Origin of the sequence: Salmonella sp. SAL04196 (genome assembly GCF_046550835.1) — a bacterium.
Taxonomy (GTDB): Bacteria; Pseudomonadota; Gammaproteobacteria; order Enterobacterales; family Enterobacteriaceae; genus Salmonella; species Salmonella enterica.
Window position 1 is genome coordinate 416,190 of the sequence record NZ_JBGDXE010000002.1, and the last position, 19,568, is coordinate 435,757.

The window sequence follows — 19,568 nt, forward strand, 5'->3', positions numbered from 1 at the left end:
TCACAGCGTGTGAAGTTCTATGAGGATTGCCTTCACAAAAAATAACACATTTTGTTATTTTTTGTGAAACAACTCACCGCAATTGTTTACAAAAACGCCTATATTCACATAACAAAACATAATATCACGTAAATTAACATGGAGTGATAATGACAACAGGAACTGATTTTCATGTCGGCATTGTGGGGCTTGGCTCAATGGGAATGGGCGCTGCGCGTTCATGCCTGCGCGCCGGGCTTTCCACATGGGGGGCCGATCTTAACCCGCAAGCGTGCGCGAATCTTCTTGCTGAAGGGGCTTGTGGGGCTGCCGCCAGCGCCAGGGAGTTCGCCGGCGTCGTGGATGCGTTAGTCATTCTGGTCGTCAATGCCGCCCAGGTCAGACAGGTGTTATTCGGTGAGGATGGCGCCGCCCATCTGATGAAACCCGGAAGCGCGGTGATGGTTTCGTCCACGATCTCAAGCGCCGACGCGCAAGAGATCGCCGCGGCGTTGACGGCATTGAATCTTAACATGCTGGATGCGCCGGTTTCCGGCGGCGCGGTAAAAGCGGCGCAGGGCGAAATGACGGTGATGGCCTCCGGGAGCGAGGCGGCGTTTACCCGCCTGAAGCCTGTGCTGGAGGCCGTTGCCAGCAACGTTTATCGCATCAGCGATACGCCGGGCGCAGGTTCAACCGTCAAAATCATTCATCAACTGCTGGCTGGCGTGCATATTGCGGCGGCGGCCGAAGCGATGGCGCTGGCCGCGCGGGCCGGTATTCCTCTGGACGTGATGTATGACGTCGTGACCCATGCCGCCGGCAACTCCTGGATGTTCGAAAACCGTATGCAGCATGTCGTTGACGGCGACTATACCCCGCGTTCGGCCGTCGACATTTTTGTCAAAGATTTGGGGCTGGTTGCCGACACGGCGAAAGCGCTGCGCTTCCCCTTACCGCTGGCCTCTACGGCGTTAAATATGTTCACCAGCGCCAGTAACGCCGGTTATGGCAAAGAGGATGACAGCGCTGTGATCAAAATTTTCTCGGGGATTACTCTGCCTGGCGTCACGCCTGAGGAGCCGTCATGTTAAAAATTGGCGTCATTGCCGATGATTTTACCGGCGCGACCGACATCGCCAGTTTTCTGGTCGAAAACGGGATGCCGACAGTGCAGATCAATGATGTCCCAACCGGGACGCAACCGGAAGGATGCGACGCGGTGGTTATCAGCCTGAAAACCCGCTCATGCCCGGCGCAAGAGGCGATAAAACAATCGCTGGCGGCGCTGGTATGGCTGAAAAAACAGGGCTGCCAGCAAGTCTATTTCAAATATTGCTCGACTTTCGATAGTACCGCCGAAGGCAATATCGGCCCGGTCACCGATGCGCTGATGGTGGCGCTGGATACCTTATTTACCGTGATTTCTCCCGCGCTGCCGGTTAACGGACGCACGGTTTATCAGGGCTATCTGTTTGTCATGAACCACTTGCTGGCGGAGTCCGGTATGCGCCACCACCCTATCAATCCGATGACCGACAGCTACCTGCCGCGTCTGATGGAAGCGCAGGCGCAAGGGCGCTGCGGCGTTATTCCGGCTCAGACGCTTGATGAAGGCGTTGCCGCGACCCGTGCGGCGCTGTCGCGTTTACAGCAGGAAGGATATCGCTACGCGGTACTTGACGCGCTCAATGAGCGGCACCTGGAAATTCAGGGCGAGGTTTTGCGTGATGCCCCGCTGGTGACTGGCGGTTCCGGGCTGGCAATGGGGCTGGCGCGTCAGTGGGCGAAGCACGGCGTTTCTCAGGCCCGTTCCGCAGGCTATCCGCTGAGCGGTCGCGCGGTGGTGCTTTCCGGTTCCTGTTCGCAAATGACGAATCAGCAGGTGGCCTTCTATCGACAACATGCTCCCACACGCGACGTTGATGTGGCGCGCTGCCTGTCATCCGAGACGCGCGAGGCCTACGCTGAAGCGCTGGCGCAGTGGGTGCTCAGTCAGGACAGCGAACTGGCACCAATGATTAGCGCCACCGCCTCCACGCAGGCGCTGGCCGCCATCCAGCAGCAATATGGCGCTACTGAAGCCAGCCATGCGGTAGAGGCGCTCTTTTCCCTGCTGGCCGCTCGCTTAGCGGAAGGCGGTATCACCCGGTTTATCGTGGCGGGCGGCGAAACCTCGGGCGTGGTGACGCAAAGCCTCGGTATTACCGGTTTTCACATCGGACCGTGCATTTCACCCGGCGTGCCGTGGGTCAACGCGCTCCATGCGCCAGTCTCGCTGGCGCTAAAGTCAGGTAATTTTGGCGATGAATCCTTTTTCATCCGCGCTCAAAGGGAGTTTCAGGTATGACGATACTGGCAAAAGAAGAGCACGCTTTGCGAGAAGAGATGGTCAGGATAGCCGCCTCGTTTTTCCAGCGCGGCTATGCCACCGGCTCGGCAGGCAACCTCTCGCTGTTACTGCCGGACGGCAATATTCTGGCGACGCCCACCGGTTCGTGTCTGGGTAATCTCGACCCGCAGCGGCTATCCAAAGTGGACCCGCAGGGCGAATGGCTCAGCGGCGATAAACCGTCTAAAGAGGTGCGTTTTCATCTGGCATTGTATCGCAATAACCCTTGCTGCAAGGCCGTGGTACATCTGCACAGCACCTGGTCAACGGCGCTTTCCTGTCTCGAAGGGCTGGACCCGCAAAATGTGATTCGCCCGTTTACCCCCTATGTGGTGATGCGGATGGGAGACATTCCGCTGGTTCCCTACTATCGCCCGGGGGATGACCGAATTGCCCGCGATTTGGCAGCGCTGGCGGCCCGGCATCAGGCCTTTTTACTGGCTAATCATGGGCCGGTCGTGTGCGGGGAGAATTTGCAGGAAGCCGCTAATAATACCGAGGAGCTGGAAGAGACGGCAAAGCTGATTTTTATCCTTGGCGAACGCCCGATTCGTTATTTAACCACCGAAGAAATTGCGCAGTTAAGGAGATAACCCGATGCCGCGTTTTGCCGCCAATTTGTCGATGATGTTTACCGAAGTGCCGTTTATCGAGCGTTTTGCCGCTGCTGCCGAAGCCGGTTTTCAGGCTGTTGAGTTTCTGTTCCCCTACGGCTTTGCCGCCAGCGAGATTAAAGCCCAGCTATCGCGTCATGATCTGACGCTGGCGCTGTTTAATACTTCGGCGGGCGATACCGCGGCGGGCGAGTGGGGACGTGCCGCGCTACCGGGGCGCGAACACGACGCGCGCGCCGATATCGATCTGGCTCTGGAATACGCTCTGGCGCTGGAATGCGAGCAGGTTCACATCATGGCGGGCGTAGTGCCGGATGGCGCTGATAGCGCACGTTATCGCGCCACGTTTATCGATAATTTGCGTTATGCCGCCGACCGGTTTGCCGCCCACGATAAACGTATTTTGATCGAAGCGCTGAGTCCTGGCGTTAAACCCGGCTACCTCTTTTCCAGCCAATATCAGGCGCTGGGCATCGCAGAAGAGGTTGACCGCCCGAATGTGTTCATCCAGCTCGACACTTTCCATGCGCAAAAAGTGGATGGCAATTTGAGTCACCTGATTCGCGAGTACGCGGGCCGCTATGCCCATGTACAAATCGCCTCGCTACCGGACAGACATGAACCGGATGATGGCGAGATCAACTACCCGTGGCTGTTCCGGCTGTTCGAGGACGTAGGTTATCGCGGCTGGATAGGCTGCGAATACCAACCACGGAATACCACTCAGGACGGGCTTGGCTGGTTTAACGCCTGGCGCTAACCCTGAACTACCCTACACAACAATAAAGAGGACATCCGGATGCAGATTATCATTACCGGCGGGGGCGGCTTTTTAGGCCAGAAACTCGCAAGCGCCTTATTAAACTCATCGCTGGCGTTTAACGAACTGCTTCTTGTTGATTTAAAAATGCCTGCACGGTTATCAGATTCCCCTCGTTTACGCTGTCTGGAGGCTGACTTAACCCAGCCGGGCGTGCTGGAGAATGTGATTACCGCTAATACCTCTGTTGTTTATCATCTCGCTGCGATTGTCAGCAGCCATGCGGAAGACGATTTCGATCTGGGATGGAAAGTTAACCTGGATCTTACCCGCCAGTTACTTGAGGCGTGTCGTCGGCAACCGCAGAAAATTCGTTTTGTCTTCTCCAGCTCGCTTGCCGTTTATGGCGGTAAGCTGCCGGAATGCGTCACCGATACCACCGCGCTCACGCCGCGCTCGTCTTATGGCGCGCAGAAGGCCGCCTGTGAACTGTTGGTCAACGATTATACCCGCAAAGGCTATGTGGATGGGCTGGCGCTGCGTTTGCCGACGATCTGTGTTCGCCCGGGTAAACCAAACCGCGCCGCTTCTTCTTTTGTCAGTGCGATTATTCGTGAACCGTTGCAGGGCGAGACGACCATCTGCCCGGTGTCGGAAAGTTTGCGGCTGTGGATTTCCAGCCCGGCGACGGTGATCCATAACCTGTCGCTGGCCGCAACGTTACCCGCGCCTGGCGAGGCGAGCAGCATCAACTTACCGGGGATCAGCGTAACCGTGGGCGAGATGCTGGAAACGTTGCGTCAGGCGGGCGGTCAGGCGGCGCGCGATCGGGTTACGCATCAGCGCGACGAAGGCGTCGAGAAAATTGTCGCCTCCTGGCCGGGACGTATCGATAACCAGCGTGCGCTGGCGTTAGGTTTTGTCGCCGATAAACGCTTCGATGACATTATCGAACGCTTTCGACAAGATGATATGGAGGGGAGGTCATGACAAGTTTACCGACCCCAATTATCGGCCTGATCGTTGCCGTTTTCGTTCTGGTATGGCTGGTGTTACGCACCCGTGTTCATGCGCTGATCGCGATGCTGGCGGCGGCCTGTATCGCCGGTCTGTTGGGGGGAATGGGCATTGATAAAACGCTCTCTGTCATCACCAGCGGATTCGGTACGACGCTGGGCAGCATTGGCCTGGTGATTGGTCTCGGCGTAATGATGGGGCGCTTGCTGGAGGTTTCCGGCGCGGCGGAGCGTATCGCCTGGAGCTTTATCAAATGGCTGGGGAAACGCCGTGAAGAGTGGGCGCTGGCGATCACGGGTTATATTGTCAGCATTCCCATTTTCGTCGATTCCGCTTTTGTCATTCTTTATCCGGTGGCGAAAGCGCTGGCGAAAAGCGGTAAACGTTCGCTACTGACGCTGGGCGTCGCGCTGGCGGGCGGGCTGGTGGTCACTCACCATACGGTACCTCCCACGCCAGGCCCGCTGGGGGTAGCCGGGATTTTTAACGTCGACATCGGCGCAATGTTATTGACCGGGATGGCGCTGGCGGTGCCCTGTGTGATCGGCATTGTGTTCTATGCGCAGTGGCTGGATAAACGCTACCCTGATTTCGTGCCGCGCACGCTGAACGCCGATGAAGTCAATGCCGCGCTGGAGCAGTACAATAAAGAGAAAGAGCAAAAGGATCTGCCGAGCCTGACGCTCTCTCTGCTGCCTATTGTGGTGCCGATCGTGCTGATCTTCCTGAAGGCTATCTGTTCCACCCTCGCCACCATAGAAGGATGGTCCGGCCTGGCGACGCATCCGGTGGTACAGGCAATCAACTTTGTGGGAAGTCCAGTGATCGCGTTGGCCATCAGCGTTCTGCTGGCGGTGTATACGCTGGTGCCGCGTATGGATAAACATACCACCGCAGAGCGTCTGGAAGAGGGCTTGCAAAGCGCCGGGATTATCTTACTGGTCACGGGCGCTGGCGGCGCGTTGGGCGCGATCCTGCGCGACAGCGGCGCGGGGCAACAGCTGGCGGAGCAGGTTGCCAACCTGCCGATCTCGCCGATCCTGATCCCGTTTATCGTGGCGACGTTGGTACGCCTGATTCAGGGATCGGGGACGGTGGCGATGATCACTGCCGCCTCGATTTCCGCGCCGATCCTGGCGCAGATCCCCGGCATCAATATGTTGCTTGCCGCTCAGGCCGCAACGATGGGGTCGCTGTTCTTCGGCTACTTCAACGATAGCCTGTTCTGGGTGGTTAACCGCATGATGGGCGTCTCTGATGTCAAACAGCAGATGGTGGTTTGGTCTGTACCGACGACCATTGCCTGGGCGATTGGCGGCACCGGCGTGGCGCTGATTAACCTGCTGTTTGGTTCCGGCGGCAGTTGGCTCGATCCGTTACTGCCGATCGTCGTTCTGGCGGCAATTATGCTGTGGGTGCGTTGGCAGGCGCAGGGGATCAAAGACAAGCTGGTAGTTAAGGATTAAGACGGTATTATCCGTCCGGGAGCGCAATGCTCCCGGACTGGCTACGATGATGGGGCGTGCTCCCCGCAATCCCATTGCGAACGTAAAAAATCAATAAATGCGCGTACTTTTGTCGATACATGGCGGGCGTCGGGGTAAACGGCATAAATGCCCTGACGGGGAAAATGATAGTCGGGTAACAGGTGAATTAACGTTCCATCCTCCAGTGCGGTGTTGACTAACCATTGCGGCAGTAATGCGACGCCGCTTCCCGCGAGAGCGAAGGCCATCAGCGAGCGCGCGCTGTCGACAGAAATTTTGCCGGCTTTGCTTATCTCCAGGCGTGAGTGTTGGCCATGATTATTCGTTACTGTCCACCGTAGCGGCGTAGGTAATCGCTCATGAATAATCCATTCCGCCTGGGCCAACGACTCCAGCGACGACACGGGGTGGCGGGCGAGCCACTGCGGCGCGGCGACCGGCAGAATGGTAAAGCGGGATATCAGCGCGGCGCGATAGCGGGAGTCCGCCAGCGAGCCAAGCCGAATCGCCACATCAAAGCGCTCGGCAATTAAATCGGCATGATGTGATGAGGACATATGCCGAATACGGAGATCGGGATGGCGCTGACTAAACTGCGCCAGTACCGGAATGACCACCTGTTCGCCAAACTCGGGCGTAGTGGTAATACGTAACTCGCCGCCCAGCCCACTATGGCTGGCACGCACTTCATCCTGCAAATTTTTCGCGGCATTGAGTAAATTCACGCCTTTTTGGTAAAAGAGGACGCCGGCGTCTGTGAGCGTCAATCGTCGGGTGGAACGTAGCAGTAACGTTACGCCAAGCTCTTTTTCAAGCTGCCGAATATTAAAACTCACTACCGCTTTTGTTTGGCCCGATGCGGCGGCGGCGGCCGTGAAGCTGCCGCTATCTACCACGGCGATAAACAGCGACATACGCTGCAAATTGAGCATGGCGAGCTCCTTTACTGTCAAAATTATTTTGACAGTATATCGTTGAAGCGCGGACTTATCTGGCTTTCACCGGACGGCTACATTAGCGCCTCTGACGGAGGATGCATAATGACGTATCGCAGTAAAGTGGCAGTGGTTTACCTGCTCGGCTTCTTTCTTGATCTGATTAATCTGTTTATTGCCAGCGTGGCTTTTCCTGCGATGTCCGTGGATCTGCATACGTCCATATCGGCGCTGGCATGGGTGAGTAATGGTTATATCGCAGGATTAACGCTGATCGTTCCGTTTAGCGCGTTTCTTTCGCGTTATCTCGGCGCACGACGGCTGATCATATTTTCGCTCATTCTGTTTAGCGTTGCCGCCGCTGCCGCAGGTTTTGCCGATTCCTTACACAGCCTTGTTTTCTGGCGTATTGTGCAGGGGGTGAGCGGTGGCTTATTGATCCCGGTTGGTCAGGCGTTAACCTGGCAACAGTTTAAACCGCATGAACGCGCTGGCGTGTCATCGGTTGTCATGATGGTGGCGCTACTGGCGCCGGCATGTTCGCCTGCGATTGGCGGGCTGCTGGTGGAAACGTGCGGCTGGCGCTGGATATTCTTTGCCACGCTGCCGGTGGCCGTTCTCACTTTATTGCTCGCTTATTGTTGGCTGAATGTCGCTTCGACGACAATGGCGTCAGCAAGATTGCTCCATCTGCCGTTGTTGACGGACAGGCTGCTGCGTTTTGCCATGATCGTCTATCTGTGTGTGCCGGGTATGTTCATTGGTATCAGCGTGGTCGGGATGTTTTATCTACAGAACGTCGCGCAGCTATCGCCTACGGCGGCGGGGTCGCTGATGCTCCCCTGGTCGATCGCTTCATTTGTCGCCATTATGTTTAACGGACGTTACTTCAATCGGCTTGGGCCGCGTCCGCTGATTATCGTCGGCTGTCTTCTTCAGGCCGCAGGGATACTGCTTTTAACTAACGTTACGCCTGCGACATCGCACCGTGTACTGATGATGATATTCGCCTTAATGGGCGCTGGCGGCAGTTTGTGCAGCAGTACCGCGCAGAGTGGCGCTTTCCTGACTATTGCTCGCCGGGACATGCCTGACGCCAGCGCGCTATGGAATCTTAATCGTCAGCTCAGCTTTTTCCTTGGCGCGACGCTGTTGACGCTGCTGTTAAACGCGCTCCAGCGCGTTATGTCGCTTGAGGTTGCTTATCGCTGGACCTTTATTGCCGCCGCCGGTATCACCCTGCTGCCTCTTATTTACGCTGTCTGTCTAAACAATAGACAGGCGCTTCTGTGCCTGAAAAAGGAAAGATCATGAATCCATATAAAGAAGAAATTATTCATGCCCATGCGGCGATTGAGAACTGGCTTAGTAAGGGGGTGGGTAGCCTGGAGGCGTTGATAGCGCGTTTTGCTGTTGATTTTACGATGATAACGCCAGGAGGTATTTGTCTGGATTATCCGGCGCTGGGCGCTTTTTTCCAGGCGCAGCGCGCGTGTCGCCCGGGGCTGGTTATCGTGGTTGAGCACATTGACTTTGTGGCGGAGTGGCCGGAAGGTGCCGCGCTGCGTTATCGTGAGCGCCAGCAACTGCCGGGCCAGGCCGAGACGGTACGCTGGTCGACGGTTATTTTAAAAAGGGAAAGAGGACGGATAGTCTGGCGTCATTTACACGAAACGACAGTCACAGCCTGAAAAGCCTGTTCCGGCGCGTGGGCCCGATAACGCGCCGCTATCGGGCCCGACACGTTTACACCAGACTTTTCAGCCGATAGATCCACTCCAGCGCCTGGCGTGGCGTCAGGGAGTCCGGATCGAGATTCTCCAGCGCTTCAACGGCAGGCGATGTCTCCTCCGGGGCCGCAAGCAACGACATTTGCGTGCCGTCCACCTGCGTTGCCGCCGCATTGGGCGAGATGCTTTCCAGCTCGCGGAGTTTTTGGCGCGCGCGTTTGATGACTTCTTTAGGGACGCCCGCAAGCGCCGCGACCGCCAGGCCATAGCTCTTACTTGCCGCGCCGTCCTGCACGCTGTGCATAAACGCGATAGTATCGCCGTGTTCCAGCGCATCCAGGTGGACGTTCGCCACGCCTTCCATTTTCTCCGGTAATTGGGTCAGCTCGAAGTAGTGGGTAGCGAACAGAGTTAACGCTTTAATCTTATTCGCGAGATTCTCCGCGCAGGCCCAGGCCAACGACAGCCCGTCATACGTGGAGGTACCGCGCCCGATTTCATCCATCAATACCAGACTGTTTTCCGTGGCATTATGCAGAATGTTCGCGGTTTCGGTCATCTCCACCATAAAGGTCGAACGCCCGGAAGCCAGGTCGTCCGCTGCGCCGACGCGGGTAAAAATACGGTCGATGGGGCCGATTTCCACGTTTTGCGCCGGAACGTAACTGCCGATATAGGCCAGCAGGGCGATCAATGCTGTTTGCCGCATATAGGTACTTTTACCGCCCATATTGGGGCCGGTAATGATCAACATCCGGCGCTGCGGCGACAGGTTGAGCGGGTTAGCGATAAACGGCTCATTCAGTACCTGTTCAACCACCGGGTGGCGACCTTCGGTAATACGGATACCGGGTTTATCGGTAAATGTCGGGCAGGTGTAATTCAGCGTCCAGGCGCGTTCGGCCAGGTTAACCAGCACATCCAGCTCCGCCAGCGCGTTGGCGCTCTGCTGTAAATCGGCCAGATGCGGCAACAGCAGATCAAACAATTCGTCATATAGCTGTTTTTCCAGCGCCAGCGCTTTGCCTTTCGAGGTCAGAACTTTATCTTCGTACTCTTTTAGCTCAGGAATAATGTAGCGTTCGGCATTTTTCAGCGTCTGGCGACGCACATAATTGATGGGCGCCAGATGGCTTTGACCACGGCTAATCTGAATGTAATAACCATGTACCGCGTTATAGCCGACTTTCAGCGTATCCAGCCCGGTACGCTCGCGCTCGCGAATTTCCAGACGATCGAGATAATCGGTGGCGCCGTCCGCCAGCGCGCGCCATTCGTCCAGCTCTTCATGGTAGCCGGGCGCAATAACGCCGCCGTCGCGGACCAGTACCGGCGGCGCGTCAATAATGGCGCGTTCCAGGAGGTCGCGCAGCTCGGCAAAATCGCCCATTTTTTTACGCAACGCCTGTACCGGCGCGCTGTCAACGGTTTCAAGCTGAGCGTGCAACTCCGGCAGCTGCTGGAAGGCGTGACGCATTCGGGCGAGATCGCGCGGACGCGCGGTGCGCAGCGCCAGACGCGCAAGGATACGCTCCAGATCGCCGACCTGACGCAGCACCGGTTGCAGTTCGCTGACGGTGTCCTGCAAGGCGCCGATGGTCTGCTGGCGTTCACGCAATATGTCGGTATTTCGTACCGGCATATGCAGCCAGCGTTTAAGCATTCGGCTACCCATTGGCGTCACGGTACAGTCAAGCACCGCGGCGAGGGTATTTTCGACGCCGCCGGCCAGGTTCTGGGTAATTTCCAGATTGCGGCGGGTGGCGGCATCCATAATGATGCTGTCCTGCTGGCGTTCCATCGTAATGGAACGAATATGCGGCAGGGAGGTGCGCTGGGTATCTTTTACGTACTGTAACAGGCAGCCTGCCGCACATAATCCACGCGAGGCATTTTCGACGCCGAAACCGACCAGATCCCGCGTACCGAATTGCAGATTTAGCTGCTGGCGGGCGGTATCAATCTCAAACTCCCACAGCGGGCGACGGCGCAAACCCCGGCGTCCCTCTATTAACGCCATTTCAGCAAAATCTTCGGCATACAACAGTTCGGCGGGATTGGTGCGCTGCAACTCTGCGGCCATCGTTTCACGGTCGGCGGGTTCGCTCAGACGAAAGCGCCCGGAGCTGATATCCAGCGTGGCGTAACCGTAGCCTTTACCATCCTGCCAGATAGCCGCCAGCAGGTTATCCTGACGCTCCTGTAACAGGGCTTCATCGCTGATGGTGCCAGGCGTAACGATACGCACGACCTTACGTTCAACGGGACCTTTGCTGGTGGCCGGATCGCCAATCTGTTCGCAAATAGCGACGGATTCGCCCTGATTGACCAGTTTCGCGAGGTAGTTTTCTACGGCGTGGTGCGGGATACCCGCCATAGGGATAGGTTCGCCAGCCGATGCGCCGCGTTTGGTCAGCGAAATATCGAGCAACTTCGACGCACGCTTTGCGTCGTCATAAAACAGCTCGTAAAAGTCTCCCATACGATAAAAGAGCAGGATCTCCGGATGCTGGGCTTTCAGCTTGAGATACTGCTGCATCATTGGTGTGTGGTTGGAGAAGTCCTTATCAAATGACTCATTCATATTGATTTTACTCGTTTTTTTATTCTTTCAAGTGCTCATGTGGCCCCGGGGAAAACCCTTATAAACTCACATAAACCCATAAATTTGTAGCTCACCTGTAGCCTAAAATGTGACAGGTTACATTCTCATCATTCCTGGACTACAACAGGGGGGATACTTTGAAAACAACTCTCAGCCAGCCTTTCATTATCAACAAGTTAAGTATCAATGTTAAGTCTGCGCTCAGTCGCTCTGGAAAAATCGTTTTCGAAGCTAACCCAGCTCAAAAACTCTACATTGTTTTCGATGACCACAGAGAAGCTCCTGCTGGTTTCGGGGTAAAAGCCAGTTTGACGAAAAAAACCTACGTAATCCAGCGAAGAGTAGCCTCGTCAGATCGTAATGTCAGTGAGGGTAGGAAGCCAAGTTCTGTCTTGAAAGTAAAAGTTGGAAATGTGTTCGATTTTCCAAGTATTGACGAAACAAGGCAAGTAGCCAGGCAATTAGTTCAGACCATGCTCGCAACAAAGAGAAATCCCAACAAAATTAAGAGGGGAGCGGATGCTTCCGAACTCAAAATGAGACTGTAATTAAAATTGTGTAATTGCCTGATTTTGATATGTTCGATTCAACATCAAAAGCTGGTTGCTTTATGGACGAAAAACACCTGGCATTCACAGAGCATTAACTTCATCCCGGCGGCCACAGCTATCAAGATTGTGTTGCATGAAGGTAAGCCGATCCATTTCACCACCACGGTTATTGCGCTTTCTTCCGATAGGTATCTTGAGCTGTGCGATCTTTACTCTTCTCAGGCGATCGAGTAACTATCTGCGTTGGATTACGGCTTCGTTTTTTGATCTGCGATCTTAATGATGAAATGGGCAGAAAAACGCGAAATTTAGACGCTATTACGAATGGGCAATGGTACTTATTGAAGGCTATATCATTGCCCATAATGCAGGGAGGGTTAATATTATATAATTCTATTTCCAGATTACTTTATTTTAAAAAAAGACAGATTGCCTGAACAGAAAGAACCGGTGTCAATGTAGATTTGATTGGCGAATGTTGTTGTGTAGTCAACAATCATATGGCCGAAGATGAAAGTATCCGCACCGCGTATTGGATGGATATTCCCCTGTAACGAACCAAGCAGACGATCGCGTGACCATAGAACGCTATCAATATCAACTTGCTTCCCATAATCGTAGCTGTCATCTGGATAATCGGCATGGGCAATCACGTACTTCTTTGAGGACGTTTCAACCTCTATGATGTGAGGACGCTGCTTAAAAGTTAGTAATAGCTCAGTGGCTTCTTGCCTGTCTTTTTCGGTGACCGAGTCGTACCAGTAACCACCGTTTACATACCAGAAATTGCCATCCTGTGTTTCAAAAGCGTCAAGTGCCATAGCTTCATGATTACCCACTACAGAAATAAACCATGAGGTATTTAACAGTCTCAGTGTTTCAAGGTTTTCTTTTCCTCGATCAATGTTATCTCCAGTGGAGATCAAGAGATCGGTATCAGGAGAGAAATTTAATTGAGCCAGTCTGGTTAACAATAAGGAGTAACGTCCATGAATATCACCAACGACCCAAATGTGGCGATAGAGATCGCTGTTGATGTCAGCATAACGAATTAATTCCATGATGTTCCTATAGCACAACTTTGGAGGCTGGTATTATAACAAAGAAGTAGGGTGATATTAATTTTTATTCTTTAAAATACACAGTTATTAAAATAACCTACAAGCTAGAAATCAACAGATAATATATATTTTATGAATCGGTTAATTAAAGTAGACGATGTGCTTGAAAGATGCACGATTTCTCGCGCGACACTTTACTGATTAATTGCAAAGGCATACTTTCTCGCTCAGCGGCACGACGGATACGCAGGCACTGCCGGGGCTGATTAGCCAGACTCACTGTAAAATCAGGGAAGCCTCGGCTGACGGCGCTTATGACACGCGCTATTGCCATGATGTGTTATTGAGGAAAAAAATCAGGCCGCTAATCCCGCCACGAAGCGGTGCGCGATACTGGCCGGACAAGTAGTACCATGAGCGTAACCACGCGGTGGCGAATCAACATCGGAGCGGCAGCAATGAGGTCTGGAAAAGAAAGTGGGCTATCACCGTCGTTCAGTAGTGGAAACAGCGATGTTTCGTATTAAAACCTTGCTGGGCGGCTATCTGAGTCTGCGGAACTATGACGCGCAGGTAGGTGAAGCGATGGCGATGCTCAAGGCGCTGAACTGGATGACGTTGTTGGCAATGCCGACCAGCGTCAGGCTCGTATAACGAGTGCTCCGGTGGGAGTCCTGTATCCTTATCGTTGGCCGATTCTGAATTATTCAACCAAGCCTCATGTTGTCATAACCTACCAGATGCAGATAAAGTAGCATAAAGCGTTTTAAACGACAGCAACAAGGAAAGGGGTTGATCGTTTAATGATACTGCGCCAAATAACAAAATTCATAGTAATTAACTCCTGATTAATTCGACATATTTTTCATTAATCATAAAGCCATTTCCCAGCTTTCGCTGATTCAGAAAACATTCTGATTGTTAAAGGCTTACGAGTTCGTTCTACATCTTCCCGTTTTAATTTAAACCATCGTGTAAGCAGTGGAGTATTCTCCCAAGGAAAATAACACGACCATTTAACTTGTGATAAATCTACATTAAATTTTTTTTCAAATTTATCCAAAGCTTCATGCAGGTCATCGCCTGGAACTTCAAATAAATCAGAATCAAGTTCTAAAGGGATTTCTTTCCAATTGCTGTCTAAATATCCGGGAATCTCTTCACGGAAGAGTGTTAACACCTCTTGCTGAATTGTGTCCATCAAAAGGATGTCCATTGTATACGATCTTTAGGGCGTGCTATTAGGTTGTATTTTGCCTGAGTTCTCCTTGATACCTGGTAAATTGAATTCACAAGACCAACCCAACCTAACCATGGAACATATCGTGCTATGACTGCGGCAAGATTATTTGTTTTTCGCATTCTTATACCAACGGGTGTAGGAACTCTAATACCGAAAGGAGTTTGTGCATTTCGTAAAAGCATTCTCCCATACCTGGAGATAACACTTGTCCCTTTGATTGCCTCTCCCGGTTTCGTTCTGGTTTTTAACCACGGTTGCCCGGCGAGGATAGCAGCACCTGACTCAATGCCAATCCCAAGTTCATCACAAAATTGCTCAAGGAAAATTACATCAAATAGTTCACCTGCTGACAGGTTCGATTGTCCGTGGTAGAAGTAGGTTCCGTTTAGTTCTTCTGTCGTATCCATTCAATCACCTTATAGACTGTTTGCCATTCATTCCAGACATCGGGACGTTTCTGCCGCTATACTAGCCTGGTAGTCAATACGCTGTCACAGGTAAAAAGAACGTTATCCGCGAAAAGTGGATGGAGTATCGCAAGAATGCCAACATGTGAGGCAAGAGGGGATGTCAGTTTACCGCGATATACGAGACGATAGTTTGTCAGTATAAGTTTCGGCTATTTTCCCGAGTCTGGGAGGCAGTTCTTTATTGCAAATAAAAAAAACAGCAGCGAGGTGCTGCTGTATCAAAAAGCAGATTGATAAATGCAACGTAAGAGACAAATGGCCAACCGTAAAAGTGACCATAGCTATAATAATTATATTGATATTAAGTGGCAATGCAAAATATGGTCTTAATTATATCATGATGAGTTCAGCCAACGGTGATATAGCCTTATAAGGCTTGCAGTCTTTCATGGGCAGCAAGTAACGTCTGATATATGCTTAAATTCTTACTTCCGGGTTCAAGCAAAACTTTTTTAAATTCGGTCATGAGTTGCTCTTCATCTTCTTTCGAACGCATGTATTGTGGATGTTCCTGGAAGAAGGTGAGCGCCTGTTCTTTGGTTTGTTTATATTTTTCGCAAAAAATGCTTGAGCTGATTGCGCTATTTTTTGATGCGGAATTATCAGCGTTCTGGTTTGATAATGATTTATTCTTCGCAAGGTCTGACGGCACATACGGAAGAGACTGACACTCATCAATACTATTTGCGTTGGCCAGTTGCTCTTTCTGAGCGCCAGGTTGCGGTACAGGTTTGCTCACGGAGGAAGGGAGGGGCACCTGGGCACAGCCAATCAGTAAAAAGACAGGAAGACAGCTATAAAATTTTTTCATATTAACTCCAACTACAGAAGAATGAGGCACAATGTTTTTACACAACCGTCAGAACGTTATCTGACAATAGTGATAAGGGGGCGAATGCGTTTCAGGAATGCTAGCAAAAAAAACTTCTGATATAAATAATTAATTCTTCATCCCGATGACAATATTTGATTTTTTGCTGCTACAGAATAATAAGCCAGAATTTATACACTATGAGCTGATTTTCTATTTTAAATTATCAAGCGCTGTGCAAGTGGGCTAATTTAATTAGCGGGTGGCATCAGTTTCATAATGATTGCATCAGGATTTTGCCACTCGCTCCCGGTATTGTTTACATATTAAAATGATTTTTAACTGGTGCTGACAACTATGCTAAATACGCAGGAAGTACTTAAAGAAGGAGAGAAGCGGAAAATCCGCAGCCCGGAAGCATGGTTTATACAGACGTGTTCCGCGCAAAAGCTGCATATGTCATTTTCTGAAAGCCGACACAATGAAAACTGCCTGATTCAGGAAGGCGCGCTGCTTTTTTGCGAGCAGGCTGTTGTCGCACCAGTATCAGGAGACGTGGTTTTTCGACCGTTAAAAATTGAAGTACTCAGCAAATTACTGGCATTTATCGATGGCGCAGGATTAGTGGACACGACATATGCTGAATCCGATAAATGGGTTTTGCTGAGTCCTGAGTTTCGCGCTATTTGGCAAGATCGTAAACGCTGCGAGTACTGGTTTTTGCAGCAAATTATTACGCCTTCTCCGGCCTTCAATAAGGTACTGGCGCTGTTACGAAAAAGCGAGAGTTACTGGTTGGTTGGCTATTTACTCGCTCAGTCAACCAGCGGCAACACGATGAGAATGCTGGGAGAAGACTATGGCGTTTCTTATACCCATTTTCGTCGTTTGTGCAGCAGAGCGTTGGGCGGAAAAGCGAAGAGTGAATTACGAAACTGGCGTATGGCGCAATCGCTGCTGAATAGTGTAGAAGGCCACGAGAACATCACCCAATTAGCCGTTAATCATGGTTACTCATCGCCTTCACATTTTTCTAGTGAGATCAAAGAGCTGATCGGCGTTTCGCCGCGGAAATTATCAAATATTATTCAATTGGCAGACAAATGAAGACACATATTCTTTTGGCCAGAGTGCTGGCATGTGCCGCGCTTGTTCTGGTTGCACCTGGTTATTCTAGTGAAAAAATACCTGTAACGGGAAGTGGGTTTGTTGCGAAAGACGATAGCCTGCGGACATTTTTCGATGCCATGGCGCTACAGCTAAAGGAGCCTGTCATTGTTAGCAAAATGGCGGCACGAAAAAAAATTACGGGCAACTTTGAGTTTCACGATCCTAACGCATTACTGGAGAAGCTTTCCCTACAACTGGGGCTGATTTGGTATTTCGATGGGCAGGCTATCTATATTTATGACGCCAGTGAAATGCGCAATGCCGTGGTTTCTTTACGCAACGTCTCACTCAATGAGTTCAACAATTTTCTAAAACGCTCAGGTTTATATAACAAAAATTACCCGCTACGTGGCGATAACCGTAAAGGAACATTCTATGTTTCAGGGCCACCCGTCTATGTTGATATGGTGGTCAACGCTGCCACCATGATGGACAAGCAAAACGATGGTATTGAGCTGGGACGCCAGAAAATAGGGGTGATGCGTCTGAACAATACCTTCGTGGGCGATCGTACCTACAATCTGCGCGATCAGAAAATGGTTATCCCCGGTATTGCCACGGCCATTGAAAGGTTATTGCAGGGAGAAGAGCAACCCTTAGGTAATATTGTCAGTAGCGAACCCCCGGCGATGCCAGCGTTTTCAGCGAATGGAGAAAAAGGTAAAGCAGCAAATTATGCCGGTGGCATGAGTCTGCAGGAAGCTTTAAAGCAAAATGCCGCGGCGGGCAATATTAAAATCGTGGCCTATCCGGATACCAACAGTTTGTTAGTAAAGGGAACGGCTGAGCAGGTGCATTTTATCGAAATGCTGGTTAAAGCGCTGGATGTCGCCAAACGTCACGTAGAATTATCCCTGTGGATTGTCGATCTTAATAAAAGCGATCTGGAGCGTTTGGGCACTTCATGGAGCGGCAGCATAACTATTGGGGACAAACTTGGCGTGTCATTAAACCAGTCTTCAATAAGTACCCTCGATGGCAGTCGATTCATCGCCGCGGTAAATGCGTTAGAAGAGAAGAAACAGGCGACGGTGGTTTCGCGCCCGGTATTACTGACTCAGGAAAATGTTCCCGCTATTTTTGATAACAACAGAACGTTTTACACCAAGCTGATTGGGGAACGTAATGTGGCGCTTGAGCATGTAACATACGGAACAATGATCCGAGTGCTGCCCCGTTTTTCCGCAGATGGTCAGATAGAAATGTCGCTGGACATTGAAGATGGCAACGATAAGACGCCGCAATCTGATACTACCACCTCCGTAGATGCGTTACCCGAAGTCGGGCGAACGTTAATTAGCACTATTGCGAGAGTTCCGCACGGAAAAAGTTTGCTGGTCGGTGGTTATACACGGGATGCAAATACCGATACTGTCCAAAGTATTCCGTTTTTAGGCAAATTACCGCTTATTGGTAGCCTGTTCCGTTATTCCAGTAAGAATAAAAGTAATGTTGTTCGTGTGTTCATGATTGAACCAAAAGAAATTGTCGACCCGTTAACGCCGGATGCCAGCGAATCGGTAAACAATATTCTGAAGCAAAGCGGTGCCTGGAGTGGGGACGATAAGTTACAGAAATGGGTTCGTGTTTATCTGGATAGAGGTCAGGAGGCAATTAAATGATTCCTGGCTCAACCTCCGGTATTTCATTTTCCAGAATATTGTCCCGGCAGACATCTCATCAGGATGCGACCCAGCATACTGATGCGCAACAGGCGGAAATACAACAGGCCGCAGAGGATTCGTCTCCAGGGGCGGAAGTACAAAAATTTGTCCAGTCGACGGACGAAATGTCAGCGGCGCTGGCGCAATTTCGTAACCGTCGCGATTATGAAAAAAAATCCAGTAATTTATCTAATAGTTTTGAACGCGTGCTGGAGGATGAGGCTTTACCGAAGGCGAAGCAAATATTAAAGCTAATTAGCGTACATGGCGGCGCGTTAGAAGATTTTTTACGTCAGGCGCGTAGCTTATTTCCTGACCCCAGTGATTTAGTCCTTGTGTTACGCGAATTGCTTCGTCGTAAAGATCTGGAAGAGATCGTGCGGAAAAAGCTGGAGTCGTTACTTAAGCACGTTGAAGAGCAAACCGATCCGAAGACCCTCAAGGCAGGGATTAATTGTGCGTTGAAGGCCCGGCTTTTTGGGAAAACATTATCGTTAAAACCAGGCTTATTGCGCGCCAGCTATCGGCAATTTATCCAGAGTGAATCACATGAAGTGGAGATTTACTCTGACTGGATAGCCAGTTATGGCTATCAACGTCGACTGGTGGTACTGGATTTTATCGAGGGTTCGCTATTAACCGATATTGACGCGAATGACGCCAGCTGTTCGCGTCTGGAGTTTGGCCAGCTTTTACGACGCCTGACGCAACTTAAAATGTTGCGCTCCGCTGACCTACTGTTTGTGAGTACATTGTTGTCGTATTCGTTTACCAAAGCGTTTAATGCGGAGGAGTCGTCGTGGCTACTACTGATGCTTTCACTATTGCAACAGCCACATGAAGTGGATTCGCTGTTAGCCGATATTATAGGTTTGAATGCGTTATTGCTTAGTCATAAAGAACATGCATCCTTTTTGCAGATATTTTATCAAGTATGTAAAGCCATACCCTCTTCACTCTTTTATGAAGAATATTGGCAGGAAGAATTGTTAATGGCGTTACGTAGTATGACCGATATTGCCTACAAGCATGAAATGGCAGAACAGCGTCGTACTATTGAAAAGCTGTCTTAATTTAAT

17 protein-coding genes and 4 pseudogenes are annotated in these 19,568 nt (G+C 51.3%); 14 read left to right on the top strand and 7 right to left on the bottom strand.

Annotated features, from left to right (window positions below):
* The first annotated feature begins 149 nt into the window (after positions 1-149).
* From ltnD to ACLJPE_RS11540, 6 genes are read left to right on the top strand one after another with little or no spacing between them, the layout of a single operon-like run.
* Positions 150-1,073 carry an L-threonate dehydrogenase gene (gene ltnD, locus ACLJPE_RS11515; RefSeq protein ID WP_031569601.1) on the top strand — a complete coding sequence of 308 codons (924 nt, stop codon included), beginning with the start codon at positions 150-152 and terminating at the stop codon, positions 1,071-1,073.
* Positions 1,067-2,329 carry a 3-oxo-tetronate kinase gene (otnK, locus tag ACLJPE_RS11520; protein WP_039512775.1) on the top strand — a complete coding sequence of 421 codons (1,263 nt, stop codon included), beginning with the start codon at positions 1,067-1,069 and terminating at the stop codon, positions 2,327-2,329. The genes ltnD and otnK overlap by 7 nt, the downstream gene beginning before the upstream one ends.
* Positions 2,326-2,964: an aldolase gene (locus tag ACLJPE_RS11525; RefSeq protein ID WP_000153636.1), complete on the top strand. Its 639-nt coding sequence runs from the start codon at positions 2,326-2,328 to the stop codon at positions 2,962-2,964. Before otnK ends, ACLJPE_RS11525 begins: the two co-directional genes overlap by 4 nt.
* Positions 2,965-2,968: 4 nt before the next feature.
* On the top strand, positions 2,969-3,745 hold the full coding sequence (locus tag ACLJPE_RS11530) for an HPr family phosphocarrier protein (RefSeq protein ID WP_039512772.1): 777 nt from the start codon (positions 2,969-2,971) through the stop codon (positions 3,743-3,745).
* 39 nt (positions 3,746-3,784) lie between these two features.
* Complete coding sequence (gene denD, locus ACLJPE_RS11535) at positions 3,785-4,735, top strand: D-erythronate dehydrogenase (protein WP_039512768.1); 951 nt, start codon at positions 3,785-3,787, stop codon at positions 4,733-4,735.
* The gene (locus ACLJPE_RS11540; protein WP_000202719.1) at positions 4,732-6,228 is read left to right on the top strand and encodes a GntP family permease; all 1,497 of its coding nucleotides are present in this window, start codon (positions 4,732-4,734) and stop codon (positions 6,226-6,228) included. The genes denD and ACLJPE_RS11540 overlap by 4 nt, the downstream gene beginning before the upstream one ends.
* A gap of 41 nt (positions 6,229-6,269) precedes the next feature.
* Here ACLJPE_RS11540 and ACLJPE_RS11545 read toward each other — a convergent pair whose 3' ends face one another.
* A complete protein-coding gene (locus tag ACLJPE_RS11545) occupies positions 6,270-7,202 on the bottom strand; it encodes a LysR family transcriptional regulator (protein ID WP_072102671.1) in 933 nt (310 codons plus the stop codon).
* An 87-nt stretch (positions 7,203-7,289) separates the two neighbouring features.
* On the opposite strand from ACLJPE_RS11545, the gene ACLJPE_RS11550 reads away from it, so the two are divergent.
* Together ACLJPE_RS11550 and ACLJPE_RS11555 are read left to right on the top strand one after the other, a co-directional pair.
* Positions 7,290-8,498 (top strand): MFS transporter, encoded by a 1,209-nt coding sequence (locus ACLJPE_RS11550; protein ID WP_039512763.1) that lies wholly within the window; start codon positions 7,290-7,292, stop codon positions 8,496-8,498.
* Complete coding sequence (locus ACLJPE_RS11555; RefSeq protein WP_039512759.1) at positions 8,495-8,875, top strand: DUF4440 domain-containing protein; 381 nt, start codon at positions 8,495-8,497, stop codon at positions 8,873-8,875. The genes ACLJPE_RS11550 and ACLJPE_RS11555 overlap by 4 nt, the downstream gene beginning before the upstream one ends.
* A gap of 55 nt (positions 8,876-8,930) precedes the next feature.
* Here the strand turns inward: ACLJPE_RS11555 and mutS are convergent, their stop codons facing one another.
* Positions 8,931-11,498 carry a DNA mismatch repair protein MutS gene (gene mutS, locus ACLJPE_RS11560; RefSeq protein WP_023197268.1) on the bottom strand — a complete coding sequence of 856 codons (2,568 nt, stop codon included), beginning with the start codon at positions 11,496-11,498 and terminating at the stop codon, positions 8,931-8,933.
* 158 nt (positions 11,499-11,656) lie between these two features.
* Between mutS and ACLJPE_RS11565 the strand changes: the two are divergent.
* Together ACLJPE_RS11565 and ACLJPE_RS11570 are read left to right on the top strand one after the other, a co-directional pair.
* A pseudogene (locus ACLJPE_RS11565) lies at positions 11,657-12,055 on the top strand (cytoplasmic protein); the annotation flags it as partial.
* Between the two features lie 126 nt (positions 12,056-12,181).
* Positions 12,182-12,304, top strand: a pseudogene (locus tag ACLJPE_RS11570) (cytoplasmic protein); the annotation flags it as partial.
* A 170-nt stretch (positions 12,305-12,474) separates the two neighbouring features.
* On the opposite strand, the gene pphB reads toward ACLJPE_RS11570, so the two are convergent.
* Positions 12,475-13,131: a protein-serine/threonine phosphatase gene (pphB, locus tag ACLJPE_RS11575; protein ID WP_023233229.1), complete on the bottom strand. Its 657-nt coding sequence runs from the start codon at positions 13,129-13,131 to the stop codon at positions 12,475-12,477.
* Between the two features lie 223 nt (positions 13,132-13,354).
* Between pphB and ACLJPE_RS11580 the strand changes: the two are divergent.
* A pseudogene (locus tag ACLJPE_RS11580) lies at positions 13,355-13,785 on the top strand (transposase); the annotation flags it as partial.
* A 72-nt stretch (positions 13,786-13,857) separates the two neighbouring features.
* Here ACLJPE_RS11580 and ACLJPE_RS11585 read toward each other — a convergent pair.
* The 4 genes and pseudogenes from ACLJPE_RS11585 to invH all read right to left on the bottom strand — a co-directional run.
* Positions 13,858-13,950, bottom strand: a pseudogene (locus ACLJPE_RS11585) (GNAT family N-acetyltransferase); the annotation flags it as partial.
* A gap of 49 nt (positions 13,951-13,999) precedes the next feature.
* Positions 14,000-14,347, bottom strand: a complete 348-nt coding sequence (locus tag ACLJPE_RS11590; protein ID WP_023212178.1) for a DUF1493 family protein — start codon at positions 14,345-14,347, stop codon at positions 14,000-14,002.
* Positions 14,332-14,781, bottom strand: coding sequence for an STM2901 family protein (locus tag ACLJPE_RS11595; protein WP_023233230.1), 450 nt, complete (start codon positions 14,779-14,781; stop codon positions 14,332-14,334). Before ACLJPE_RS11595 ends, ACLJPE_RS11590 begins: the two co-directional genes overlap by 16 nt.
* 430 nt (positions 14,782-15,211) lie before the next feature.
* Positions 15,212-15,655, bottom strand: a complete 444-nt coding sequence (gene invH, locus ACLJPE_RS11600; RefSeq protein WP_023136972.1) for an SPI-1 type III secretion system invasion lipoprotein InvH — start codon at positions 15,653-15,655, stop codon at positions 15,212-15,214.
* Positions 15,656-16,111: 456 nt separating this feature from the next.
* Between invH and invF the strand changes: the two genes are divergently transcribed.
* From invF to invE, 3 genes are read left to right on the top strand one after another with little or no spacing between them, the layout of a single operon-like run.
* Positions 16,112-16,762: a type III secretion system transcriptional activator InvF gene (gene invF, locus ACLJPE_RS11605; protein WP_023166786.1), complete on the top strand. Its 651-nt coding sequence runs from the start codon at positions 16,112-16,114 to the stop codon at positions 16,760-16,762.
* Complete coding sequence (gene invG, locus ACLJPE_RS11610; RefSeq protein WP_000848101.1) at positions 16,759-18,447, top strand: type III secretion system outer membrane ring protein InvG; 1,689 nt, start codon at positions 16,759-16,761, stop codon at positions 18,445-18,447. The genes invF and invG overlap by 4 nt, the downstream gene beginning before the upstream one ends.
* Complete coding sequence (gene invE, locus ACLJPE_RS11615; RefSeq protein ID WP_000612171.1) at positions 18,444-19,562, top strand: type III secretion system gatekeeper InvE; 1,119 nt, start codon at positions 18,444-18,446, stop codon at positions 19,560-19,562. The genes invG and invE overlap by 4 nt, the downstream gene beginning before the upstream one ends.
* The last annotated feature ends 6 nt before the right edge of the window (positions 19,563-19,568 follow it).